Genomic DNA, 14,641 nt, shown 5'->3' on the forward strand with positions numbered 1-14,641 from the left:
CGTGCGATGCGCGGACGGTGGTGGGATCGGTCGGAGGTTCAGGTCACGCGCGCTGCAGGCGGACGCGTGGGTCGATGACGGAGTAGAGGAGGTCGACGATGAAGTTGACGACCACGATGAAGAGGGCCGAGAAGAGCACGGTGCCGACGATCATCGGGGTGTCGAGGTTGGAGATCGCGTCGAAGGCGAGCCGGCCGATGCCGTTCAGTCCGAACACGGTCTCGACGATCACGACGCCTCCGAGGAAGTATCCGAAGTCGAGTCCGATCATCGTGACGAGCGGGATCGCGACGTGCCGGAAGCAGTGGCGCCAGAGGATGGTCCGCTCGGGCATGCCCTTCGCCCTGGCCATCCGGACGAACGGCGAGTCGAGCGTCTCGATCATGTTCGTCCGCGTCATGCGGGCGTACCAGGCACCGCCGCCCGACCCGAGCGTGAAGGTCGGGAGCACGAGGTACCAGATGATCGGGTCACCGAGCCCGTTGAGCGGGAACAGTCCCCAACTGAACGCGAAGTAGTAGATGAGGAGCAGGCCGAGCCAGAACGACGGCGCCGACAGTCCGATCAGCGACACGAAGGTCACCGTGCGGTCGACCCAACCACCGCGACGGTAGGCGGCGTAGATACCGGCCGGGACACCGAGGATGATCTGCCAGACGAGCCCGCCGATCGCCACGAGGACCGTCGTCGGCAGAGCGGAGACGATCCGCTCGAACACACTCGTCTCCCGCAGGACGTACGAGGTGCCGAGATCGCCGCTCAGGAGCCGGCCGATGAACCCGAGGTACTGCTCCCACAGCGGGGCGTCGAGGCCGAGCTGTGCGCGGATGGACGCGATGGTCTCGGCACTCGCGTTCGGCCCGGCGAGGGTCGCCGCCGGGTCCGCGGGGACGGCGTAGACGAGGAGGAACGCGAGGCTGACCACCCCGAAGAGGACGAGGGCCATCTGGCCGAGTCGTCGTGCAAGCCACCAGAACACGGTCTACCTCGCCATCGGTGCAGCTGAGTCGAGCATCTCGGACAACCAGTCGCCGACGAGGTTGAACGCCATCACCGTCACGATCAGGCAGATGCCGGGGATGAAGAGCATCCAGGGGGCGATCTGGAAGTAGGTGCTCCCGTCGGAGATCATCTGCCCCCACGAGGCCTGCGGGATCGGGACACCGATGCCGAGGAACGACAGGGCGCTCTCGATGAGGATCGAGGAGGCGACGCCGAGCGTGGCGTACACGATGATCGCCGGCAGCAGGTGCGGGATGATGTGCTTCCACATGATGCGGAGGTGCCCGACACCGAGCGTCCTGGTCGCGACGACGAACTCGCGGTGCTTCAGGGAGATCACCATGCCGCGGATGATGCGGGCGAGCGTCGTCCAGTAGATGAGGGCGATGACGATGATGACGTTCGTGGTGCTCCGGGTCGTGACCGCGATGAGGGCGGTGCAGAGCAGCAGGATCGGGAAGGAGATGACGACGTCGGTGATGCGCATGAGCACCGCCTCGACGATGCCGCCGAAGTAGCCGGCGATCACCCCGACCGTCACCCCGACGATCGTCGCGAGTCCGTTGGCCACGATCCCGATCACGAGGGACACCTGCGTGCCCGAGATGAGCCGCGAGAGCACGTCGCGACCGAGCGCATCGGTCCCCAGGAGGAACCCGGGCGTCCCGGGCGGGAGCGGCTGTCCCTGCGGCCCGAGTCCGATGTCGTTGTAGGTCTGCAACGGGTCGTGCGGCGTGATGAGCGGAGCCAGCACCGCGATGAGCGCGATGAGGAGCAGCACGATGAGCGACACGAACGCCGCAGGGTCGCGTCGGAGACTGCGCAGCACCTCGCGGGCGCGCATCGGTCGGTCATCGTCGGTCGCCGCCAGGTCGACACCCTGGCCGATGACGGGAGGCAGTGCTTCACTCATGCGTCGGCTCCGATCCGAGCGGGTTCCGGGACCAGGACGGGATCCGCGAAGTGGCACGCCGCGTCCTGCCCCGATGTCGTGGTCCGCAGCGGCGGGGCGACGGTCCGGCAGACCTCCTGGGCCATCGGACACCGCGGGTGGAAGCTGCACCCGCTCGGCGGGTTCGCGGCGCTCGGCGGTTCGCCCGTGAGACGGACGCGCGGCAGGCGGGTCGAGCGATCGCGGACGATCGGTTCCGGCACCGCCGACAGCAGGGCTCTCGTGTACGGATGCTGCGGGTTCTCGAAGATCTCGTCGCGCGTCCCGATCTCGACCAGACGTCCGAGGTACATGATGCCGACGTGGTCCGCCATGAACCGGAGGGTGGACAGATCGTGCGAGATGAAGAGGTACGCGAGACCGAGCTCCTCCTGCAGGTCCTTGAGCAGATTGAGCACCTGCGCCCGGACCGAGACGTCGAGCGCGGAGACGGCCTCGTCGCAGAGGATCAGGCGCGGGTCGACGCAGAGCGCGCGAGCGATCGACACGCGTTGCCGCTGTCCGCCGGACAGCTCGCGCGGACGCCGTTCGATGAAGCTCCGCGACAGGCCCACCTGGTCGAGGATGCCCTCCACCGCCCGCTTCGGATCGGTCGGCTTGGTGGTCCGGAGCGAGATCGCCTCGAGCAGGGTCTCCCCCACCTTCATCCTCGGGTCGAGCGAGTCGTAGGGGTCTTGGAAGATCATCTGCATCGTGCGGCGGTACTCCGCGAGCCGACGTCCTCGCAGCGCTCCCACGTTCTCACCGTTCAGCCGCATGCTGCCGGCGGAGGCCTGGTTGATGCCCATGAGCGTCCTGGCGATGGTGCTCTTCCCGGAGCCCGACTCGCCGGCGATGCCGAGGGTCTCGCCGGCACGGAGCTGGAAACTGACGCCCTGCACGGCGGGGACGCGGGACGCCCGTCGGCCGATACCACCGGAGCGGCGGAACGTGACCTCGAGGTCCCGCACGTCGAGCAGCGCCTCGCCGGCCCGCGAGCGGCTGCTGGGACCGTTGACGAGGTCCGAACCGTCGAGCCGGCTCATGCGGCCGACTCCTGCTCGACCGCGAAGGCCTCCGGTGCGACGACGCCGCACGCGACCCGCTGCCCGACACCGCCGAGCGGTGCCTGGACGAGCGCCGGGTCGTTCGTCAGACACGCGTCGACGGCCGCCGGGCAACGCGGCGCGAACGCGCAACCGCTCGGGCGACGACCGGCTGTCGGTGGCGCCCCGGAGATGGTGCGGAGCCGCGGCGGGATCGGCTCGGACAACTTGAGGATGGAGCCGAGCAGCGCGTGCGTGTACGGGTGCTGCGGGTCGCCGACGATCTGCTCGGCCGTGCCCTCCTCCACGATGCGCCCCGCGTACATGACGAGGATGCGGTCGCAGAAGCTGGAGATGACACCGAGGTCGTGGCTGATGAGGATGACGCCCGTGTCCTGCTCGGAGACCATGTCGTCGAGCAGGTCGAGCACCTGGGCCTGCACGGTCACGTCGAGCGCCGTGGTCGGCTCGTCCGCGATCAGCAGCTTCGGTGAGCAGGCGGTCGCGATGGCGATGCAGACGCGCTGCCGCATCCCGCCGGAGAACGCCCCGGGGAAGTCGTTCATGCGCGCCTCCGCGTCGGGGATCCCGACGCGGCGCAGCAGGTCGACGGCGCGGGCGCGAGCGGCGACGCGACCCATGCCCAGGTGCGTCTCGAGTGACTCCGTGATCTGCCGGCCGACCCGCATGAGCGGGTTGAGGCTCGACATCGGGTCCTGGAAGACCATCGCGACCTGCGAACCGCGCCACTGCTGCAGCGCCCGGTCGGAGTAGGCGAGGACGTCCTCCCCGCCGAACCGCACCGATCCGCCGGCGATGACACCGGGGTCCGACACGAGCCGCATCACGGCCTGCGACGTCAGGGATTTGCCGGAACCCGACTCCCCCACGATGCCGACGCGCTCACCCGCGGACACCTGGAACGAGACGCCGTCGACGGCGTGGAAGGGGTCCCCCGAGGAGGTCGGGAAGTCGACCACGAGGTTGGAGACGTCGAGCAGCGCACTCATGTCGCGTCCTTTCGGTGGGGGCGCCGCGGGTGGTCCGTCGAAGGACCACCCGCGGTTCGGGTTCCGTGGTGCGGTGATGCGGGTGGCGCGCCGGTGCGCCGGGTGACGCGTATCCGGTGGCTACCGCTTGGCGGTGCCGTCGGACTTCCAGTACTCGGCCATGTCCCAGCCCCAGATCGGCTGCGGGAAGTACCCCTCGATGCCGGTGCTGTGGAGCTCGGTCTTGGTACCGAAGTACAGCGGCACGATCGGGTTGTCGGCGAGCATGAGCTTCGACGCCTCCTCGTACTTCGCGGTCGCCGCATCCGGGTCGGTCTCGGCGAGCGCCTGGGCGACGAGGTCGTCCATCTCCGGGTTGCAGTAGTACGCGTAGTTGTGGCCCTGCGGGACCGCCGAGGCGCACGACATGAGCGCCTGCAGGAAGTCCGAGCCCTCGGGGTAATCGGCCACCCAGAAGGTGAGGGCGAGCGGCGCCTTGCCGGCTCCCGCCAACTCGCTGAAGGTGTTCGGGGCCAGCGTCTGGAGGTTGACGTCGATGCCGATGGCCTTGAGGTCCTGCTGCATCTGCGGCGCCAGGGCCGAGAAGGGCGGGACGTTCCAGGCGTACATGTCGGTCGTGATGCCGTCCGCGAACCCGGCCTCCGCCAGCAGCTGCTTGGCCTTCTCGACGTCCTGTTCGTGGGTCATCTCGTCGCCCGTGTAGCCGAGGACCTTCGGTGGGATGAACTCGGTCGCCGCAGAGCCCTGGCCGTTGACGAGCTTGAGCAGCGCCTTCCGGTCGAAGGCGAGGGAGACGGCCTCACGCACCTTCGGGTTGTCGAAGGGGGCGGTGTTGACGTTCATCGTGAGGTAGTAGGTGCTCGGCTTCTCGATCTCGACGAGCTGATCCTTGAGCTTCGGGTCCGAGGTCACCTGGATGAACTTGGCGGGCGGGATCGGGCTGCCCATCAGGTCGATGTCGCCCTTCTGCAGCATGAGGACCTGGTTGTCGGGGTCGACGCCGAGGATCATGCGGATGTGGTCGACGTACGGGCGGGGGGAGTCCCAGTAGTCGGCGTTGCGGTCGAGCGTGATCTCCTTGCCGGCGCTGAAGGTGTTCAGCGTGAACGGCCCGGAGCCGACGGGCTCGGTCGCGACGGTACCGCCGCTGCCCTCGGGGATGATCGAGCCCGCGGGCATGGCGAGGATGTACTTGAACGAGGAGTTGGGCGTCGTCAGCGTGATCTTCAGGGTCTGATCGTCGACGACCTCGATGCCGCTCGGGAGTCCGGTCGGGTTCGCGGCGTACTCCTCGGCGCCGGCGATACCGCGCCAGAACTCGGCGAGACCCGCCTTCGTCGCGGGGTCGAGGACCCGGGCGTAGGAGTAGGCGACGTCCTTGGCCGTGAGCGGGTCGCCGTTGCTGAAGGTGAGTCCCTCCTTGAGCTTCATCGTGTAGGTGAGCCCGTCGTCGCTGACCTCCGGGAACGACTCGGCCGCCTGGAGCTTCAGCTCGCTGGTGTCGCGGTCGTAGTCGTACATGCGGTCGAACATCATCCGCATCATGTTCCAACACGTCGCTCCCGTGCAGACGGCCGGGTCGAAGGTCTCGGGGTCGGACGCCGCGGCGGTCGTGATCGTGCCGCCGTACTTGGGGTCGCCACCAGTGGCGGAGGTGCTGCCGCCGCCGGCACCGCCAGCGCTGCACGCCGTCAGAGCGACCGCGAGCGCTGCTCCGAGCAGCGCGCCTCGCAGTGATTTCTTCACTGAGTTCTCCTGTCAGGGTTGTGCCGGACCTCCTGAGGAAGCGAGCCGCCGACGGAACGTTCGTGTGCTGTTGGTGGACGATATCACAGACTGCACACTGTCGACAATCGACAACACCGATTCGCTTGGGCTAGGATTCGGGCATGGAAACTCTCGAACGAACCGGGTTGACAGGAGCCGCGGTCAACGAGCTGCGGGAGGCGATCCTCGAGGGTCGCCTCGTCCAAGGTGAACGCCTCAGCGAGGTCAATCTGTCGACCACCCTCGGCGTCAGCCGCGCCCCGGTGCGAGAAGCCCTCCTCCACCTCGAGCAGGAGGGGCTCGTCGTGTCTCTCCCGTACAAGGGAGCGTCGGTCGTCACGCTGTCACCACAGGACTTCCTCGAGCTGTCCACGCTCCGCACCGCCCTCGAACGGCTCGCCTGGTCGCGTGCGATCGAACGCACCGGCGACGACGAGGTCGCGGCCATGCGCGCGATCATCGAGGAGATGCGTGTCGCCGTGGAGACGGACCAGAAGGCGAAGCTCGTCCGACTCGACATCGACTTCCACGACCAGGTATTCCTCCTGGCCGACCACTCACGGCTCTACACCGCCTGGCAGGCCATCAAGTGGCAGGTCGCGCTCTTCCTGCTCACCCGGCGTGTGAAGGTGGACGACTACCACAGCATCATCGTGCAGGAGCACACCGAACTCCTCGACCTGCTCGTCGAACGGCGTTCGGGTGCGATCGACGAAACCATCGAGCGGCACATCGGTTCCGGGTACGGGCGGGTCAGCGAACGACTGGCCGGAGACGCCCGCGCTGCTGCAAGCGACGGAGCGGTCGTCGAACCGGTGTGAGCCCTCGGGCGCGGTGACCCGGCAGGACTCGGAAGCGCTCGACGTGCACCCGGCCGGGTGCCCCCTCAGTCGTTGATGGCGGCGTTGGCCGCCTCCTGCGCCTTCTTGAGGCCGTCGGCGACGGGCGTCGTGCCGGCGAAGATCTCCTTGAAGATCGGGTCGTAGGCGGCGAGTCCCTTCGCATACCCGGCACCCGTCGGCGGTGCGATGGTCTTCGCGTCGTCGGCGATCACGTCGAAGAAGGGCTGAACGTCGACGTCCTGGCCCTTCCAGTAGTCGAAGTACTGCTTCTGAGCGGCGGTGACGGCCGGGACCGCCGAGCCGGAGGCACCGACGGGCGCGTTGCCCTCGGAACTGCCCAGCCAGGCGAGCACCTTCTTCACCTGGTCGGGGTGCTTGGTGGCCGCGTTGCCCGCTGCGGCGATCCCGTTCGTGACGCTGACCTTGCCCGCGGGGCCGGCCGGGAGCTCGGCGACACCCCAGCGGAAGTCGGCGCCGTCGTGCACGGCCTTCAGGCTGTAGAGCCCCGACTGGAACATCGCGACCTTGCCCTGGATGAAGGCGTCGCGGGCGAAGTCACCGTCGGCGTTCGTGGAGGCGGCCGGCGGGGCGACCTTGGCGCCGTTGATCGCGTTCACGAGGTAGCTCACGGACTCGCTCGTCTTCGGGTCGTTGAACGCGAAGTCGTCGCCGTCCTGGTACTTCCCGCCGTTCGAGCCGATGAACGGCAGCAGCACGGCCTGCAGGTCGTACCCGAGGCCGGTGCCGTAGGTCGCGGGGGCCGCGGGGTTGAAGCCGGGCTGGTCGGCCGAGACCCCGGCCGCGTCCTTCGTCAGCTTCTTCGCCAAGGGCAGGAACGTGTCCTTCGTCGCATCGGGCGACCAGGTCGCCTCCCCGAGCTCGGCGGGCTTCACGCCGGCCGCGTCGAGGAGGTCGGCGTTGTAGTAGACCGCGATACCGGCGTCGGACAGCTGCGGAACGGCCCAGAGCTTGTCGTTCCGGGTGAACTGGCTGACCACGCTCGGTGCCCAGTCCTTCGAGGCGTCCTTGCCGAGCGTCTGCCCGACGTCGAGCACGCTCCCGCTGTCCGCGTACCCGGCGAGGTAGGAGTTGTTCAACCAGAAGACGTCTGGAGCGCTGTCCGCCGCGACGTCGGTGCGGAGCTTCGTCCAGTAGTCGGCCCATTCGACGACGTCGACGCGGACGCGGATGTCGGGGTTCTCGCGCTCGAAGGCGGCGAACGAGGTCTCATAGGCGTCGGCGACGGCGGAATCCCAAACGCGCACGGTGACCGTCGTGCGCTCGGTGGATCCGGCGGCGCAACCGCTCAGCATCAGGGCGGAGGCGGCCGCGATCGCGAGGGCGGCGTGTCTCTTGAGCATGAGAATCCTTCGTTCCGTGAACCTCAGGGAGGCTAGCAGTTCAGTCTGAACGCCCGCGAGCTGTCAGAAACGGTCAGTGTGACGCCGTCGGACTGTGCGTTCGTGACAGTTCGCGGGCAGGTGGGAGCGTCACCGGGAGGACCACCAGTCGAGGAGGCGACGCGTCGCCTCCTCCTCGCCGAGCGGGCCCTCGTCGAGACGCAGTTCCAGCAGCCAGCGGTACGCCTCGCCGACCTCGCGACCAGGTGCGATGCCCAGCACCTCCTGGATGCGGTTGCCGTCGAGGTCGGGCCGGACGGACTCGAGCTCCTCCTTCTCCTGGAGCTCCACGATGCGCTGCTCGAGGTCGTCGTAGGCGAAGCCGAGGCGGTCGGCCTTGCGCCGGTTGCGGGTCGTGACATCGGCACGGACGAGCATGTGCAGTCGCTCGAGCAGCGGACCGGCGTCGCGGACGTAGCGCCGCACCGCGGAGTCGGCCCACACGCCCTCCGAGTAGCCGAAGAACCGCATGTGCAGTTCGACGAGCCGCGCGACGCTCTTGATCGTGTCGCCGTCGTACCGGAGCGCGGTGAGGCGCTTCTTGGCCAGCTTCGCACCCACGAGGTCGTGGTGGTAGAAGGTGACGGCTGCGCCGGGGCCGGTCTTCTTCGTCGCCGGCTTGCCGATGTCGTGCAGCAGCGCGGCCCAGCGCAGGACGAGGTCGGGCGCCTCACCGGGGTGCCGCGAGTGCTCGTAGCCGATCGCCTGCTCGAGCACCGTGAGCGAGTGCTGGTAGACGTCCTTGTGGTGATGGTGCTCGTCGGGCTCCAGCCGGAGTGCCGGCAGCTCGGGCAGCACCAGGTCGGCGATGCCGGTGTCGACGAGCAGCTCGAGGCCGGCGCGCGGGTGGTCGGTCGCGAGCAGTTTGCCGAGCTCTGCCTGGACGCGCTCGGGGCTCACGATCGAGATGGTCTCGCGACGCTCCTCCATCGCCTCGATCACGTCGTCGGTCGGCCGGAAGCCGAGTTGCGAAGCGAACCGCGCGGCCCGGAGCATGCGCAACGGGTCGTCGCCGAAGGACACCTCGGGCGAGCTCGGCGTCCGCAGCAGGTGGGCGACGAGGTCCTCGACGCCGCCGGACGGGTCGACGAGGGTGATCTCGGGGATGCGGAGCGCCATCGAGTTGACCGTGAAGTCGCGCCGACGCAGGTCGTCTTCGAGGGTGTCGCCGAACGCGACGACCGGCTTGCGGGTCACGCCGTCGTAGGCATCGGCCCGATAGGTGGTGATCTCGACCGTGTCGGCGTGCTCGACGCCGTCGTCGTCGGTGACGGTGACCTTCGCGCCGATCGTCCCGAAGTCGCGGCCGACGTCCCACCAGGCGCTCGCCATCGGCTTGAGGACCGCGAGGATCTGGTCGGGCGAGGCGTTCGACGTGAAGTCGAGGTCGCTCACCGTGCGACCGAGCATCGCATCGCGGACCGGTCCGCCGACGAGGGCCAGTTCGTACCCGGCTTCGGCGAACGCCGACGCCACCCGAGCGACCACGGGCGACGAGGCCAGGTCCTGCAGGCGCACCAAGGATTCCGCCACGCTCACCATGGGGTCAATCGTACCCGGACGCCGCCCGCGACCCCGTCGCCGTCAAGCCGCGAGCGCTCCTGGGCGACGGCCGTACAATAACGAGGAACCCACTCCCCAGCAGACCAGAGGCGGACACGATCACGAACGAACTCGACGACCAGCGGCCAACCGTCGGCACTCAGGCACCGACGGCCTTCACCAGTACCGTGAAGGACCCGATTCCGCCGGAACTCCCGTTCACCACCGCCCCTGAACTCGTCCTCGTGACCGGAAGTTCACGGTCCCAGCGCTTCGACCGACCGGACGTCGTGCAGCGCAAGGGCGTCTACACCCTCATCAACGGCCACCTGACCCCACAGCAGTCGATGGTGGAGGACCTGCTCGCCGTCGCCGACGTGCTCGACGCGGCCGAGATCGAGTACCTGCTCATCCGAGGCGAGCACGACCGCCCCGTCATCGTCGTCGACCGCTCCCTGCGCAAGCGCCTGCAGACCGCACTCGCGGAGGCGTTCGCCGACGAGCCCTTCTACAGCGTGCCGCTCAAAGCACGCATGTCGACGGTGAAGCCGGCCGGCGATCCGCACCTCCTCTCCGACGGCCTGCTCAACGGTGCCCGCAAGGCTGAGGTGTTCCGGCTGTACCGGCCGCGCATCGAACCGCTCGGTCGCCTCCGCTACGGCATGGAGACCGCCCTGCAGCTCGAACTCTGGCGCTTCGGCGACGAGGAGATCACCGCGCCCGTGGAGAACGTCCTCATGCGGACCTACATGCCGCGGACGGAGGCCGTCGAGACGACCGTCGAACGCTACGGCCGCAGCTGGCGGACGCTCGAGCACATGTTCGGCGCACTCGCGAGCGACGTCACCTTCGACATCGACCTCGTCTTCTCGTGGGTGGACGGCTCCTCCGAGGAGTTCCAGCGTGCCCGCGCCAAGCGGATGCAGAGCTACGTCGTCGGCGACGGCGACGACTCCGACGCCCGTTTCCGCCAGATCAACGAGCTCAAGTACGCCCTCCGCAGCGTGCACACCTTCGCCCCCTGGATCCGACGCATCTTCATCGCGACCGACTCCCCCGCGCCCGAATGGCTGGCGGAGCACCCGAAGGTCACCATCGTGCGCAGCGAGGAGTTCTTCCGCGACCTCGACGCCCTGCCGACGCACAACTCCATGGCCGTCGAGAGCCAGCTCCACCGCATCGAGGGGCTGTCGGAGCACTTCCTCTACTCCAACGACGACATGTTCCTCGGTCGACCGATCAGTCCCGAACTGTTCTTCTCACCGGGCGGCATCAGCAAGTTCGTGGAGGCGACCACCCGCATCGGCCTCGGGGCGAACGACCCCTCGCGCAGCGGCTTCGAGAACGCGGCCCGCGTGAACCGTCGGCTCCTGCACGAGCGCTTCGGACGCGTCACCACCCGCCACCTCGAGCACTGCGCCGCCCCCCTCCGCAGGAGCATCATGGCGGAGATGGAGCGGGAGTTCGCCGAGGAGTTCCGCGCGACCGCCCACAGCGCCTTCCGCGCTGCGGACAACATCTCGGTGACCAACTCGTTCTACCACTACTACGGCCTCATGACGGGTCGCGCGGTCCAGCAGACCCAGGCGAAGGTCCGCTACATCGAGACGACGCTCAAGCAGTCGCTCGGGCAGATGGAGCGACTCCTCAAACGACGCGACCAGGACATGTTCTGCCTGAACGACGGCAGCCGGCCGGAGATCTCGGTGGAGCAGCGCACCACCGCCGTGATCGACTTCCTCGAGCGGTACTTCCCGTTCCCGGCGCCGTGGGAGCGCGAAGCGGCCGTGCCGAACGCGCTCGAGATCGAGCCCGCCAAGCTCAGCTGACCGCCCTTCGACAGGCTCAGGGACCGGAGGGGTGCCCAGGGACCGGAGTTGAACTCAGGGACCGCTACGGGACGATGCGCTCTGCGCGGAGTCGGTCGAAGATCGCGGTGAAGGCGTCCAGCGTCCGCCGGTAGCCGGTGAAGCCGGCGAGTCGACTCTTGCTCATGTCGGTGACGACCTCGATGTCCCGGCCGAGGTCGCCGTCGGTGTGCCACCACGACGCCACGCGGGAGAGGTCTGCCTCGACGAGACCGTGTTCGGCCACCACCTCGGCCCAGGTGCCCTCGACGCCCGCCATCTGCTGCTCGAGCGGACGCGGCGCGGTGTCGAAACCCTCCGGCTCGACGCCGAGGTGCGCCGCCAGTCGCGGCCACATCCAGCGCCAGCGGAACACGTCGCCGTTGACGATGTTGAACGCCTCGTCCGCACCGGCCGGTGAGGTCGCCGCCCAGAGCATCTGCTCGGCGAGGAGTCCGGCGTCGGTCATGTCGGTGAGGCCGTTCCACTGGGTCTCGGAACCGGGGAACACGAACGGCCGGTCGAGTCGCTTGCAGAGCGCCGCCTGCACCGCGAGCGTGGACGCCATGTTCATCGCGTTGCCCACCGCATGTCCGATCACGGTGTGGGAACGGTGCACCGACCAGGTGAAGCCCGCTCGCGCAGCCGCGGCGAAGAGCTCGTCCTCCTGCTCGTAGTAGAAGTTGGGCGTGTCGAGTCGGTCCTCGTCCTCGTGGAACGGCGTGTCGGGCATCTCGCCCGCCGCATAGGCCTCGAACGGGCCGAGGTAGTGCTTGAGGCCGGTGACCAGGGCGACGTGCTGAACGGGCTCGGCGGAGAGGGCGGCCAGCAGGTCGCGGACCATGCCGCCGTTGACCCGGATGTTCTCGGCCTCGGTGTCCTGACGCGACCAGGCGGTGAAGAAGACGTGGGTGACGCCGGTGCCGCCGAGGGCGCGTGCGAGGTCGTCCGCGTCCCGGAGGTCGGCCGCGACGTGTTCGACCTGCGGGTGGGCCGCCGGCGCGCGGCGAGAGAGGGCGAGGATCCGCCAGCCACCGTCCTCGAGGAGCTGCGACACGATCGCGGAACCGGTGATGCCGCTGGCGCCGACGACGAGTGCGGTACGGAGTGCTTCTGGGGAGGTCATCCGTCCACGATAGGCGCGTCCGACCGGGGAGGCTCCCGGAACGGCGGACCCGCCGGGTTGCGGTACCCTGCCGCGGTGCGGCCCTTCGACAAGCTCAGGGACCGGAGGGGAAGCTCAGGGACCGGAGGCGAGCTCAGGGACCGGTCGTCGTCAGACGAGGACGCCGATCGGCATCGTCAGCGGCGGCTCCGGCTGCACCGGCACCGTGTCCGACACGGGCAGCTCGATGCCGTCGCGAGCGAGCAGACGTGCACTCTCCTCGGCGTCGATGTAGTGCAGCGGCGGGGTCTCCCCCAGCGGCACCACCGAGTGCAGGACCGTCTTGCCGTAGACGTGGACGAGGTTGAACGCCCGCGCGCCGTCGCGACCACGCGTCCCGCCGACCGGCACGTTGAGGTCCTGCGTGTAGCAGGTGGCCGAGGCGACCGACACCGGGATACCCGCGAAGGTCGCGGTCGACGAGTAGTGCAGGTGCCCGGCGATGATGCTCCGGACGTCGGTCCCCTCGAGCACTTCGGCGAGCTTCGCCTGGTCGCGCAGCTCGACGCTCACGGCGAGGTCGAGCACGCTCGGGACGGGCGGGTGGTGCATCGCGAGGATCGTGCCGTGGGGCGCCTTCGTCGAGAGTTCCTCTGCGAGCCAGTCGAGCTGCTCGTCCGACACCTCACCGTGGTGGTGCCCGGGGACGCTCGAGTCGAGGGTGATGACGCGGAGGCCGTTGACGTCGTAGACGCGGTCGACCGGTCGGGTGGTCGGCACCTCACCGAACAGCCCGGCCCGGAACGCCTGGCGGTCGTCGTGGTTGCCCATCACCCAGATGATCTGCGATCCGAGGCGCTCGGCGACCGGCTCGACGATGGAGCGGATGCGGTCGTACGCGTCGGGTTCGCCCTTGTCGGCGAGGTCGCCCGTGAAGACGATCGCTTCAGGCCGACCGCCGGACGCCTCGAACTCGGCGAACAGTCGACGCAGGTGCGTCTCGCTGTCGACACTGTCGTAGAGGCTCCCCCCGCCGGCCAGGAGGTGCGTGTCGCTCACATGGAGCAGGAAGTGATCGGGCCTCGGGTACTCGGCCGTGCGAAGACTCACGTGACAACTCTCGTTCGAGCGATGCTCTCCGAACCGCATCGCAGCTGTTTGACCATCTGACCAGACTCGGTTGAACGGCAACGGAACGCCACGCTACGACGCAGGAAACTCGTGAGCAAGGTCAGAAGCCGACATCCAGGGGACTCACACCTGACGGTGGGCTGCGAGAGGATGTCCGCATGCCCTACCTCGACGACGACGAGCAGCCGCTGGAGCGGATCGATCTGGCGCAGATCCCCCCGACCGGACGCCGGTTCCGGCTCGAGCGGCGGATCGGGTTCCAGGAGCACGCCCCTGACGGTCCCGTCGTGTGGGCACCGGCGTCCGACGAGGGCCGCGACGGTGACCGGGCGGAGGGCTGGACCGACCTCGCGTCCGTCCCGGGCGTCCTGTGGAGCTTCATCGGCAGCTACGGCCGACAGTCCGCGCCGGCCGTCGTGCACGACCACCGCGCGCTCCTCGCACTGGGGCTCCCGGCGGACCAGGCACTCGAGCAGCGGTTCGAGGACGACCGACAGTTCCGCGTCGGACTCCGCCAGCAGCGGGTGCCGCTCCTCCGGGCCTGGCTCATGTGGGCCGTCGTGTCGGTCGAGCGGTACGTCAGGCACGCTCCAGGCGTCGCCGCCGTGCTGATCGGGCAGTCGGTCCTCGGGGTCCTGGCCGTCTGGGTCGCGACGATCGGACTCGTCACGCCCGTGCTCGGCGCTCCGACGCCCGGGTGGCTCGGCCTCGCGATGGCACCCGCGGTCCTCGCCGTGTGCTGGCGGGAGGAACGGAGACTCCTCGTCTGGCTGCCGTACGCCGGTGCGCTCCTCGGTCCCCTCCTCCTCGTCCAGCTCGCGGCGGTCGGGGCGTTCCGCCTCATCGAACTCCTCGTGCGGGAGACCATCGACCGCCCGTTCATCGACGACTCCCCCGGCCCCGTCGGCCCGCCGACCCTCCGCTGACCGGTTCCCTGTCTCAGGAACGCCTCGGCGTGTCGAACGCGGGGGACCCGACACGCCGAGACGCTCCTGAGACAGGGACGGAGCAGGGGTCC

12 protein-coding genes are annotated in these 14,641 nt (G+C 68.8%); 3 read left to right on the forward strand and 9 right to left on the reverse strand.

Features of this window, described 5'->3' with window-relative positions; genetic code table 11:
- Window positions 1-43 precede the first annotated feature (43 nt).
- The 5 genes from HOW07_RS07705 to HOW07_RS07725 form a co-directional block, all read right to left on the reverse strand.
- Complete coding sequence (locus tag HOW07_RS07705; protein ID WP_071262055.1) at window positions 44-979, reverse strand: ABC transporter permease; 936 nt, start codon at window positions 977-979, stop codon at window positions 44-46.
- 3 nt (window positions 980-982) lie between these two features.
- Window positions 983-1,915, reverse strand: a complete 933-nt coding sequence (locus HOW07_RS07710) for an ABC transporter permease (protein WP_197478999.1) — start codon at window positions 1,913-1,915, stop codon at window positions 983-985.
- The gene (locus tag HOW07_RS07715; protein WP_071262053.1) at window positions 1,912-2,979 is read right to left on the reverse strand and encodes an ABC transporter ATP-binding protein; all 1,068 of its coding nucleotides are present in this window, start codon (window positions 2,977-2,979) and stop codon (window positions 1,912-1,914) included. The genes HOW07_RS07710 and HOW07_RS07715 overlap by 4 nt, the downstream gene beginning before the upstream one ends.
- The gene (locus HOW07_RS07720) at window positions 2,976-3,989 is read right to left on the reverse strand and encodes an ABC transporter ATP-binding protein (protein WP_121292743.1); all 1,014 of its coding nucleotides are present in this window, start codon (window positions 3,987-3,989) and stop codon (window positions 2,976-2,978) included. Before HOW07_RS07720 ends, HOW07_RS07715 begins: the two co-directional genes overlap by 4 nt.
- Before the next feature lie 120 nt (window positions 3,990-4,109).
- Window positions 4,110-5,735, reverse strand: a complete 1,626-nt coding sequence (locus HOW07_RS07725; protein ID WP_079003715.1) for an ABC transporter substrate-binding protein — start codon at window positions 5,733-5,735, stop codon at window positions 4,110-4,112.
- A 143-nt stretch (window positions 5,736-5,878) separates the two neighbouring features.
- Here HOW07_RS07725 and HOW07_RS07730 point away from each other — a divergent pair, with 143 nt between their 5' ends.
- Window positions 5,879-6,577: a GntR family transcriptional regulator gene (locus tag HOW07_RS07730; RefSeq protein WP_064294092.1), complete on the forward strand. Its 699-nt coding sequence runs from the start codon at window positions 5,879-5,881 to the stop codon at window positions 6,575-6,577.
- Between the two features lie 65 nt (window positions 6,578-6,642).
- On the opposite strand, the gene HOW07_RS07735 is transcribed toward HOW07_RS07730, so the two are convergent.
- Together HOW07_RS07735 and HOW07_RS07740 are read right to left on the reverse strand one after the other, a co-directional pair.
- Window positions 6,643-7,959: a sugar ABC transporter substrate-binding protein gene (locus HOW07_RS07735; protein WP_064294091.1), complete on the reverse strand. Its 1,317-nt coding sequence runs from the start codon at window positions 7,957-7,959 to the stop codon at window positions 6,643-6,645.
- Between the two features lie 129 nt (window positions 7,960-8,088).
- Window positions 8,089-9,540 carry a CCA tRNA nucleotidyltransferase gene (locus HOW07_RS07740; RefSeq protein ID WP_175116584.1) on the reverse strand — a complete coding sequence of 484 codons (1,452 nt, stop codon included), beginning with the start codon at window positions 9,538-9,540 and terminating at the stop codon, window positions 8,089-8,091.
- A 188-nt stretch (window positions 9,541-9,728) separates the two neighbouring features.
- Between HOW07_RS07740 and HOW07_RS07745 the strand changes: the two genes are divergently transcribed.
- Window positions 9,729-11,369, forward strand: a complete 1,641-nt coding sequence (locus tag HOW07_RS07745; protein WP_371743610.1) for a stealth family protein — start codon at window positions 9,729-9,731, stop codon at window positions 11,367-11,369.
- A gap of 64 nt (window positions 11,370-11,433) precedes the next feature.
- On the opposite strand, the gene HOW07_RS07750 is transcribed toward HOW07_RS07745, so the two are convergent.
- Both HOW07_RS07750 and HOW07_RS07755 read right to left on the reverse strand, forming a co-directional pair.
- Window positions 11,434-12,513 (reverse strand): SDR family oxidoreductase, encoded by a 1,080-nt coding sequence (locus HOW07_RS07750; protein ID WP_175116585.1) that lies wholly within the window; start codon window positions 12,511-12,513, stop codon window positions 11,434-11,436.
- A 150-nt stretch (window positions 12,514-12,663) separates the two neighbouring features.
- Window positions 12,664-13,602 carry a phosphodiesterase gene (locus tag HOW07_RS07755; protein ID WP_285039841.1) on the reverse strand — a complete coding sequence of 313 codons (939 nt, stop codon included), beginning with the start codon at window positions 13,600-13,602 and terminating at the stop codon, window positions 12,664-12,666.
- Window positions 13,603-13,781: 179 nt separating this feature from the next.
- Here HOW07_RS07755 and HOW07_RS07760 point away from each other — a divergent pair, with 179 nt between their 5' ends.
- Window positions 13,782-14,549 (forward strand): DUF1353 domain-containing protein, encoded by a 768-nt coding sequence (locus HOW07_RS07760; protein WP_175116586.1) that lies wholly within the window; start codon window positions 13,782-13,784, stop codon window positions 14,547-14,549.
- Window positions 14,550-14,641: the final 92 nt, after the last annotated feature.

It is taken from the genome of Plantibacter sp. MCCC 1A11337, assembly GCF_013349365.1.
Classification (GTDB): domain Bacteria; phylum Actinomycetota; class Actinomycetes; order Actinomycetales; family Microbacteriaceae; genus Plantibacter; species Plantibacter flavus_A.